Annotated in this window: 6 protein-coding genes and 1 rRNA gene; 5 read left to right on the forward strand and 2 right to left on the reverse strand. The window is 41.4% G+C overall.

Annotated features, from left to right (window positions below):
- Nucleotides 1–23 precede the first annotated feature (23 nt).
- Nucleotides 24–3,263 (reverse strand): beta strand repeat-containing protein, encoded by a 3,240-nt coding sequence (locus H6G68_RS09935; protein ID WP_190906493.1) that lies wholly within the window; start codon nt 3,261–3,263, stop codon nt 24–26.
- 144 nt (nt 3,264–3,407) lie between these two features.
- Between H6G68_RS09935 and H6G68_RS09940 the strand changes: the two genes are divergently transcribed.
- Together H6G68_RS09940 and H6G68_RS09945 are read left to right on the forward strand one after the other, a co-directional pair.
- On the forward strand, nt 3,408–4,523 hold the full coding sequence (locus H6G68_RS09940) for a precorrin-8X methylmutase (RefSeq protein ID WP_190906494.1): 1,116 nt from the start codon (nt 3,408–3,410) through the stop codon (nt 4,521–4,523).
- Nucleotides 4,524–4,705: 182 nt separating this feature from the next.
- Nucleotides 4,706–7,690, forward strand: a complete 2,985-nt coding sequence (locus H6G68_RS09945; RefSeq protein WP_190906495.1) for a substrate-binding domain-containing protein — start codon at nt 4,706–4,708, stop codon at nt 7,688–7,690.
- Nucleotides 7,691–7,746: 56 nt separating this feature from the next.
- On the opposite strand, the gene nadC is transcribed toward H6G68_RS09945, so the two are convergent.
- Nucleotides 7,747–8,613, reverse strand: coding sequence for a carboxylating nicotinate-nucleotide diphosphorylase (gene nadC, locus H6G68_RS09950; RefSeq protein ID WP_190906496.1), 867 nt, complete (start codon nt 8,611–8,613; stop codon nt 7,747–7,749).
- Between the two features lie 38 nt (nt 8,614–8,651).
- On the opposite strand from nadC, the gene H6G68_RS09955 reads away from it, so the two are divergent.
- From H6G68_RS09955 to H6G68_RS09965, 3 genes are all read left to right on the forward strand, one after another.
- A complete protein-coding gene (locus tag H6G68_RS09955) occupies nt 8,652–9,242 on the forward strand; it encodes a Crp/Fnr family transcriptional regulator (protein WP_190906497.1) in 591 nt (196 codons plus the stop codon).
- Between the two features lie 70 nt (nt 9,243–9,312).
- Nucleotides 9,313–10,038, forward strand: a complete 726-nt coding sequence (locus H6G68_RS09960) for an SDR family oxidoreductase (protein WP_190906498.1) — start codon at nt 9,313–9,315, stop codon at nt 10,036–10,038.
- Nucleotides 10,039–10,347: 309 nt separating this feature from the next.
- A 16S ribosomal RNA gene (locus H6G68_RS09965) occupies nt 10,348–10,453 on the forward strand; the annotation flags it as partial.

Genomic DNA, 10,453 nt, shown 5'->3' on the forward strand with positions numbered 1-10,453 from the left:
ATTACTTATAATTAAGTTTTTCCCTATTCCCTATTCCCTATTCCCTTTTGGCTATTTGAACAACTAACAGGTGTAACAAAAGAATTGTGAGGGGTAGTAGTGGGTGCTTGAGCTACGAGGGTGATACTACCATCAGCACCAATTACCCAGCCTTGAGCTTCCACAATTGCAGCAGGTCGTTGAGAAAGTCTTTTGTCTTCTTTTTGAAAGCTATTCAATTTTTCATTCAGCAAAGCATGGGGTTGTAAGTCGTACCAGACTGCATCACTATTCAGTAATTCAGTGGGGTTAGCTGGTAAACCACCCCGTCCAGTAACTATAAATTCACTTTCTTGACTGGCTGTTGTTCCTCCAGCACCTCTACAAGTTTGGGAAATTAATTTGGCAGCATCTACTATATTTGTAGGTAATGCTACTAGTCCATTATTGGGGTCGGTATCAAGTGTGTTGAGATTCACTTGACCATTTAATGAAGGATTGGCTTGGGAAATAGCTGTGATGTCACTCGTGGGCAAAGATACAGAATTTAGCTGGGTAGGGTCGTTTGTTCCCAATAACCTCTCTAAATCTGCACGAGTACGTGGTGTTAGTCCAAAAATACTTTGAGCAGTAATATCTACTCTCCCACCATTGCCAATAAAAGCATTGGCGGTAATATCATTATTTTCTGAAGGAAAAGCAACGATAAATGGGGTATTGATGGTAATGTTACCTCCATTACCTCCTGCCTGAGCAGTTCCAGCAGTGGTGGAAATCAGACTATTACGCCTTAATAACAACAGGTCTTGTAGTTGGAGTTGAATATTACCGCCAGTATTACTCGCTGTTTCCGCAGAAATCACAGCATCGTTATCAAGGGTTAAGGTTCCCGCTTGGATATGAATAATACCGCCTGTTCCACTACCTTGATTATCGACAGCAATTTTAGCACCATCACGAAGGATCATGACTTGGGGATTAATGAAGATATTACCGCTGTTGCCCGTAGCATCAAGGGTTGTATTAGCAAAAATTCCACTGTTAGTACCTGTTATGGTCACGCGATCGCTTACCCTTAAACTAATGTCTCCTGCCGGATTCGTGCTGCTTGTTGATGTGAGAAGTTTTCCACCACTAACAGCATCAAAAGTATTTGCTGTCACTGTAATATTGCCTGCTTTACCCATGCCGTTGCTTTGAGCATTTAAACGCGCACGGTTACTAATTGAGAGTGACCCTGCAATAATCTGGATATCTCCACCTTTGCCTTCTGCACCCAAAGATACTGTGCTAAATGCTCCACTGCTGAAGTCCAATAAACTGACTCCATCAAATGAAACCATATCCTGAGCTTGAATCAAAATACTCCCCGCATCTCCCTTGCCACGAGTTTGAGAGCTTAACGCAGCACCATTGGTAACCGAAAGTGAGCCTGTAGTAATATGAATATTTCCTCCCTTACCTACTGCACTTGGTTCCACGGCACTGATAGCTCCACTGGGTAATCCATAACTAGCAGTACCGTTAAAAGAAACTTGATCGCGAGTTTTAATAGTGATATTGCCTGCATCTCCTTGTCCAATTGTCGCCACCTGTAGTTGAGCGCCATTACTAACAAAAAGCGACTCTGCTGTGATTTGGATATTTCCTCCCTTGCCCACTGCATTTTCAGACACTGTGCTGAATGCTCCACTGGGAAATTCATCTTCACTACTTACGCCATCAAAAGCAACCCCATTTACCCCACGAGTTTGAATTGTGACATTGCCTGCATCGCCTTTGCCAAAAGTGCTAGAACTCAGTTGAGATCCGTTAACAACTGCAAGCGAATCTGCCGTAATTTCAATATTTCCTCCTTTACCGAATATTGCACGGCTTGATACCTGACTTGCCATATCACTTTGATCTAGTAAGACCGCTTCACGGACTTGAATAGTAATATTACCTGCACTTCCTTGACCAGCAGTACCGGAATCTAAGAGAGCAGTATTAATCATTGAGAGAGACCCTGCTTGGATGTTAATATTTCCTGCTTGACCTACGGCTTTTGGGGCTATGTCGCTAACTATTTTGGTAGAGTAATATTCACCATTGAGTCCATCAATCGTCACCGTGTCACGAGCTTGAATTGTGACGTTACCTGCATTTCCCTGTCCAAGAGTACTAACAATCACTTGAGAGCCATCACTCATCAAAAATGAGCCTGTCCCTACCTTAATATCACCACTATTACCTCTAGCACTCTGCCCAACTGTGTTTTTGATTGTACTCGACTGCCTTAATCTTATTAAATCGGTGGCATTGAGGGTAATATCTCCAGCTTGATTGCCAAAAGTTCCTAAACCAGACCCGATGCCTGCTTGAATGTTACTTCCTCCTGCAATGTCGATGTTTCGAGAGGAAATTGCGATACTACCACCATTTTCGGCTGTAACATTGAGCTTGGCATGATCGCTAAGTGAAACATCTGCTCTGGGTACACTCTCAGGGAAGCTCATACTCAAATTGTTACCCGCAAACTTCAACTCGACACTTCCCGGTGCTGCTAAACCACCCAAATTAATTCTACCTCCCAAGGCATTCAAACTCCCTCCACTCAGGTTGATGTCGCCTCCCAACAGCAATAAACTTCGACCATCGGCAACCCGCAAACCAAACGTCTGCTCTCCTGAGCGATCTAAACCTGTAGCGGCGACTGATCTGCTTTCGATACTTGCTGCCCCAATTTGGTTGAAGAATAATGCTGAAGGATTGACACTCAGCAAAGGGATTTTCTCAGGGTTTGAAGCGCTGAAAAAACCCTGATTATCAAATTGAACACCATTTGCTGTACTCGCTACAAAAGAACCTGCAATATCTAATTTGGCATTTTCTCCAAAAAATATACCTTTGGGATTAATTAAAAATAAATTGGCATTACCCAAAATTCCCAATGTCCCCAAAATATCAGAACGGTTGTTCCCCGTGACTCGTGTGAGGATATTTTCTACACCTGTGGGGTTGGAGAAGTAAACCCGTTGCCCATCACCAATGCTAAATTCACGAAAGCTATGAAATAGGTTTGCACCTCTCACTGCACCACCATCAATAAAATCACCTATTGCTCCTTTAATATCAACTTTCGGTTTTACCAGAGATGCTTCATTGCCCAATGTAGTATCAGGTTTAATTTGAGCAAGGACAACAGGTTGTCCCACAATCATGGGACTAAGCGCCAAGATTGCTATCCTACAAAACCAAACTTTGTTTGACCACTTAACCAAAATATTGATAAAATCAGACATATTTATTTTTTTTAAAATTACATATTTTGAATTTTATTAAGTCAATAATATACACTTTTTTTAAGTTTTGTATGCTTTACAGAAAAAGCTAAAGTAGATTTTGTGTATTTTCAACCTTCGCCCAAAATTGATATTAAATAAAATATGAATCCAGGTTGTTTAACTATCAAAGAATTCACAGAAGCTGTAGGTGGTGGAATTACACCGCGAATGGTGAGACATTATCATCAATTAGGACTATTACCACAAGCAGTGCGATCGCACAGTAATTATCGCCTATACAGCCAAAAAGATGTCATCCGATTACAAAAAATTGTTGCACTTAAACAGCAAGGATTTCAACTCAACCACATTCGTCACATTTTGGAAGTGAACGAAGCAGACACAAATCATAACCTGATGGCGCAACTACAACAACAGTATCAGGCAATAACACAACAAATTTCTCAGTTGCGACAAACAGCTTCAGCTTTAGAAGGTTTGTTAGGGAGAGATGAACATTGTCAAATCATACAAGCCGAAGTTTTAGCCCAAATTAAGTTACTGGAAGTTGACACCCAAGCAGGTTTAGGGGGACTAGAAAAACTTTGGAGTCGGTTAGACGCTGAAGTTCACAACCATTCAGAAGTATTCCCAGAATCCCTCAAACGCTTATTACCTGATTTATCCAATCGTTCAGAAATTGAACAACATCTAATTTCCCAATTAGTTTTAGCTTGCGGTGATGTGAGTTTGGTATCTTTTTTGCGGTTGAGTCGGGAAGCCATAGCAGCCAGTCGAAAAGCCCTAAAATCTGGTTGTGAGATTATTGTTGATCTTCCCACAGTGGCAGATGTTTTAGACCAAACGCGATTAGCCCATTTGGGATGTCTAGTCACAACTTTAATTGATAATCCCCACATTACCACTGTCACAGAAGCAGAACAATCATTTTGGCAAGATCAAAAATGGCGAGAAACATTGCTGCAACTAAATACGGGGGCTATACTGGTGGTTGGTTATGCCCCTTCAGTATTGCTGGAAATCTGTACAGCCATTGAAAACCAGAAAATTCAGCCGGCACTAGTGATAGGAATGCCCATTGGCTTTAGTCATGCACCCGCAGCCAAGCGACAACTTATGGAACAAAATGTGCCTTTTATCACTATTGAAGGAACTTTAGGTGGTGGATTATTAGCTACCACTGTTCTGAATGCCTTGGTAGAGTCGCTGATTGATAAGCCGAATTGTCATTGTTATCTCAAAAAAACACTCGTATAAACTATAGCGTAAAGCTTACGGTTTTTACTATATCAACAAAACGTAGTATGGATTAACTTTGAGTAAATTCGGTTACTGGGGATAAACATAACTAAAGATGTATAATTAACGCGTCTCCTCTATACAAAAACATCTTGACAATTAGCCCACTTTACTATTTCTTATACCTTAATAAGGGGCATATGTGGCAACAAGAGAAAAAAGATAGTTTCATTGTTAGTTTGGCTTTATCGTTGAGCTTGGCTACCATTCCAATGGCAGCAAATTTCTTAATTTCCAGACCTGTATTGGCAGAATCTACAACTGATGCTGCCACTTTCCCATTGCCACAAACAGTGGAAAATGGAACTACAGTGAGGATTGATGGTTCCAATAGCTTGGTGATGATTAACCAAAACCTAAAAGATGACTTTGAAAAAAAGTTCTCTGGAACAAAGGTAGAAGTGAGTGTTAATGGGACTGATGCCGCACTGCAAGGTTTGCTGGATGGCAAAATAGATATAGCTGCGATCGCTCGTAGACTAACACCAGCAGAACAAGCCCAAGGTTTAGAACAAGTCAATTTACGCCGAGAAAAGATTGCCATTATAGTGGGTGCAAACAATCCGTTCAAAGGCGGTTTGACGAGTGAGCAGTTCGCCAAGATTTTTCGGGGAGAAATCACAGACTGGTCAGAAATAGGAGGATCTGCTGGTAAGATTCGGTTTATCGATCATCCTCCAACTAGCGATACTCGTAATTCCTTTCGCAACTACCCAGCCTTTAAATCCGGTGAATTTGCCACAGGTGCTAATGCCATCCAAGTCACTAATGATAACATTGCCCAAATCATCAAAGAATTAGGCACAGACGGTATTACCTATGTGATGAATAATCAGGTATCAATGCTGCCAGATGTGCGAAAACTGAAAATACAGGAAATCTCCCCAGATAATTCTAGATATCCCTTTTCCCAGCCTTTAGTTTACGTTTACAAGCAAAATCCCAGCCCCGGAGTCGCTAATTTTCTCGGCTTTACAACTGCAAACCCCGGAAAAAAAGCAATAGAAGCAGCTATAAATGCTGAAGCAGCTGCGATCGCAGCCCGTGCATTACAAAGTTTTAGTACAGAAACTACCACAAGTTCTATACCAGCGGCTACACCCACAGCAACTGCTTCACCATCTACCGTTAATTCAGGTAACGAGCAACAGTTTGTGACTCCTTGGGACAATAATCCTAACGGGCAAAGGAATATAGTACTTTGGATAGTCTTATCTTTGTTGCCAATTGTTGGCTTAGGTGGCTTCTTAACTTGGTGGTTACGGGGAAGACGGCAATCCATCAGTGAAAACATAAATGGCTTGGAAGTTGATACTTCCATAAAATCAGTTTCAGAAACAACACCTGACGAATACAGCTTTATCCCCTCTATTAACAACACTACCCCCACTAACGGAACATCTCACCACACTCAAAACACGACATCAACCCTATCCAACACAGAAGAGAATTTCATTCTCACTGATACTGAAAGTTTAGGATCTGGTTTAACAGCCATAGCTGTCAAAGAAAAAAACACCCCAGCAGAAGATAAACATCAGGTGCAAATTTCTGCTGAGACAATTGCTCTTGATTGTGGTGAAGTTGTCTGGGACACAGAAGCACCAGTAGCTGTTGTCAAGAGTCCCTATCCCTCAGTCCCAAATATTTCAGAATTGCCATTTGATCTAGAACTGCCAACAGATGATCTCACCAATTCCCTCTTAGAATTACTAGATGAACCATCAGGAGCATCTAATCAACATTCCACAACTTCGCTTTCAGAATTACTAAATGAACCAGCAGAGACATCTAATCAACATTCCACAACTTCGCTTTCAGAATTACTAAATGAACCAGCAGAGACATCTAATCAACATTCCACAACTTCGCTTTCAGAATTACTAAATGAACCAGCAGAGACATCTAATCAACATTCCACAACTTCGCTTTCAGAATTACTAAATGAACCAGCAGAGACATCTAATCAACATTCCACAACTTCGCTTTCAGAATTACTAAATGAACCAGCAGAGGCATCTAATCAACATTCCACAACTTCGCTTTCAGAATTACTAAATGAACCATCGGGAGCATCTAATCAACATTCCACAACTTCGCTTTCAGAATTACTAAATGAACCAGCAGAGGCATCTAATCAACATTCCACAACTTCGCTTTCAGAATTACTAAATGAACCAGCAGAGACATCTAATCAACATTCCACAACTTCGCTGTTAGAATTACTCGGTGTACTAGCAACCTCAGCTAATGACGGTTCCAATACTTCACTGTTAGAGTTACTTGGTGTGCTAACAACATCAAGCGATGGAGAGTCTAACACCTCACTTTTAAAATTACTGACTGTACCCACAGTAACATCTGATCAAGATTCCACAACTTCACTTTCAGAATTACTGGGTTTGTCACCAGGATCATTAGATGTGGAACTACCAACAGATGAGATAAAAGATTCACTACCTGATTTATCAGATGACTTCAGAGAGGTATTGAATACCTTGACTGACGAGGCTGAACTCAAGGCTAATTTGACAGAAGAAGTTACTAATTGGTCAGATGCAATTGGTGATGGTAGTATCGTCTTCACACCCCGCACTCCTAAATGGGCTTATGTTTCTTGGTATGTGTCGGAAACTCAGAAACAAGCGCTGCAAAACAAAGGCGGTAATTTCTTAGCAGTGCGACTGTATGATGTCACTGATATTGACCTCAGTTACCAGATTCCCCAGCTAGTGCAACAGTATGAATGTGAAGAAGCAACCCATGATCGTTACCTGGCTATTCCCCAAGGAAATCGTGACTACATGACAGAAATTGGTTATGTTACTTATGCTGATAGCTGGTTGTGTATAGCTCGTTCTGGTATTGTTCGCGTTTTCAGTCGTTCTAGTGCAGATTTCTGGTTTGTTACAGATACTGAGCTAGTTATTCAGGGAGCAACAGAGCCTGGTACAACTATTACTATTAATGGTAATAGTATTAAACTCAAATCTGATGGTACTTTCCATTTCCGTGTTCCCTTTTCAGATAACTTACTCAACTATCTGATAACAGCAACGTCTGCTAAAGGAGGACAACAAAGAACTATCTCTAAGAAGTTCTCTCAGGAAAATTCAGAGAGTTAAGTTTTAGAAACTAGGAGTGACTTTTTTCCACTAATCACTCCTACTCCTCTCAATTTTCAATCCATTCTCATACTCAAATCCAACCACCTTGATTGCGTAATCGGCGCACTACTAGAAATATAATCAATACCCGTTTCTGCCACAGCGTGAATAGTCTCCAAAGTCACATTTCCCGAAGCCTCAATCTTCACCCGACTATCCTGCTTGCGAATCAACTGCACTGCTTCACCCATCATCTCCAAAGGCATATTATCCAACATAATAATGTCAGCTTGATGCTCTAATGCTTCTTGCACCTGTACCAAACTTTCCGTTTCCACCTCAATTGTTAGAGGATAAGGAATCTGGGAACGAACACGGATAATAGCTTGCCCAATTCCACCAGCGGCTACAATGTGATTATCCTTAATCATTACCGCATCATCTAACCCCATCCGGTGGTTAATCGCACCACCTAGAGCCGTAGCGTACTTTTCCAAGATTCTCAACCCCGGTGTAGTTTTACGTGTATCCACCAACTGAGCAGGTAAATCTGCTATTTTCTCTACATATATATTAGTCAGAGTTGCAATTCCACTCAACCGCATCGCCAAATTTAGCGCCACCCGTTCCCCCATCAACAGCGCATCCAAAGCACCATTAATTTCTGCTACCACTTCTCCCGGTTCACACTTTGCACCTTCAAACTTTACAGCTACAAAGCCCACTTTAGGATTCAGCAACTCAAACACCCTGGCTGCAACTGGTAAGCCAGCAATTATTCCTGGTGCTTTTGCTACCCACTTCGCTTGTCCTATCGTCGTATTTTGGGATAAAAGAGATTGAGTAGTGCGATCGCCTCTACCAATATCCTCCAACAACCAATTTTGCAACAATTGATCCAGTACCAAAAACGGTGGTAGTACAGCCACGGAACTTTTCATCTAATTTCTTACCTCTGGAATTGAGTTCAAATTCTTCTATGTCTACTCAACCCTATCAACAATTGTTTCATGTCCTGCGATCGCTTACAGAAATTCCAGAGTCAGAAATCTACAAAATCAGCAGCATCTTTTATCCTGTCAAACTACCTGTTGGTGAATTCTTCATCAAAGCCGGAGAACTACCAAAAACCATAGGCTTCGTAATATCAGGACTTTTACGCCTCTATTATTTAGATCATTCCGGCACAGAGTTTACCAAATCCTTTTGTCTAGACAACGAATTTATTGCGGCCTATAGCGCCTTGCTATTAAAGGAGCCTTCTCGTCTGTTCATTGAAGCCTTAGAAGATACCAATTTATTAGTTGCAGATTATACGGATTATCAAAAACTAGCCCAAAAACATATCTGCTGGCAAATAGTGAACTGCAAACTCACTCAAGCCTTATTTATCAAAAAAGAAAAGCGTGAAAGCGAACTACTCCTGGACGATGCCACCACACGATATCTCAACTTCCTGGCTGAATACCCACAACTAGCAACCAGAGTCAAACAATACCACATCGCTTCCTATCTCGGTATTACAACAGTTTCCCTCAGCCGTATCCGCGCCAAGCTCCAAAAAAATTAACCTATGTTAATGCGTTCTGGTTTGTCACCTATAAAAATAAATTGCCAGTAGTGACAAACAAGGGAAAATCATGCAACTTACAGGTAACACTGTCCTTATTACCGGAGGTGCTTCTGGTATTGGACTAGCACTGGCTAGAAAATTTCTTTGCACCAACAATAAAGTAATAATCATCAACCGAAATCAGCAAAAACTAGCCAGCGTCAAAGCTGCATTACCAGATATCACAATAGAACAGGCCGACATCACAGACGTACAGACTTTGGAACACATCACCCAAAAGTATTCCCAAATCAACATCCTGATTAACAATGCTGGAATCCAGTACAACTACGATTTTACAGATCCCCAAATCAGCCCAGATTTGATTGATAGAGAATTACGTACAAATTTGATTGCGCCCCTGCAACTTACCCTACTAATGATTCCCCATCTGCTGACCAAACAATCAGCAGCCATCATCAACGTCACATCTGGATTAGCTTTAGTACCAAAGCAAAGTGCGCCCATCTACTGTAGTAGTAAAGCAGGTTTGCATATTGCCTCCAAAGCCCTACGCTGGCAACTAGAAGGTACTCCCATCAAAGTTTTTGAGATCATTGCCCCTTTAGTAGATACACCCATGACCCAAGGAAGGGGTAAAGGCAAGATCCAGCCTGATACTTTAGTAGAGGAATTTTGGCGTAACTTCAGCCGTGATAAATACGAAATGCTGATTGGTAAATCTAAACTGCTTTATTTACTGCAACGGTTTTTGCCCCAAGTCGCAGAAAAAATCATTCGTCCAGGCTTATAAGTCCATTTGGATTCATGCCCATCCTCTACTTTTATCCCACCAAACTCTTATCTCATCAGGATTTGGACTGCTTAGAGAAAATTTTCCCAAAAAAAGTTTGAAAAAGTAGTTGACAAACTAAAGGAGGTTCGATATATTGAATAAGTGCCGGAAGAGAGAACGCCGCAAAGCGAACTCGGAAGGACACCGAACCTTGAAAATATTATAGTTTGAAAGACAGTATACAACAAGTACCCTGCGTCAGTAAAGAAAATAACCTGACCGAGGTTGAAAAAGACGGTCAAGAGAGCTAAAAGAAACAAACAAACCAAAACGGAGAGTTTGATCCTGGCTCAGGATGAACGCTGGCGGTATGCTTAACACATGCAAGTCGAACGGAATCCTTAGGGATTTAGTGGCGGACGGGTGAGTAACG

It is taken from the genome of Anabaena catenula FACHB-362 (genome assembly GCF_014698735.1).
GTDB classification, from domain to species: domain Bacteria; phylum Cyanobacteriota; class Cyanobacteriia; order Cyanobacteriales; family Nostocaceae; genus Anabaena; species Anabaena variabilis_A.

What these genes read in the sequence shown, in the direction of transcription:
- H6G68_RS09935 (WP_190906493.1), bottom strand. Translation starts at nt 3,263, where the DNA reads ATGTCTGATTTTATCAATATTTTGGTTAAGTGGTCAAACAAAGTTTGG.
- H6G68_RS09940 (WP_190906494.1), top strand. Translation starts at nt 3,408, where the DNA reads ATGAATCCAGGTTGTTTAACTATCAAAGAATTCACAGAAGCTGTAGGT.
- H6G68_RS09945 (WP_190906495.1), top strand. Translation starts at nt 4,706, where the DNA reads ATGTGGCAACAAGAGAAAAAAGATAGTTTCATTGTTAGTTTGGCTTTA.
- nadC (WP_190906496.1), bottom strand. Translation starts at nt 8,613, where the DNA reads ATGAAAAGTTCCGTGGCTGTACTACCACCGTTTTTGGTACTGGATCAA.
- H6G68_RS09955 (WP_190906497.1), top strand. Translation starts at nt 8,652, where the DNA reads ATGTCTACTCAACCCTATCAACAATTGTTTCATGTCCTGCGATCGCTT.
- H6G68_RS09960 (WP_190906498.1), top strand. Translation starts at nt 9,313, where the DNA reads ATGCAACTTACAGGTAACACTGTCCTTATTACCGGAGGTGCTTCTGGT.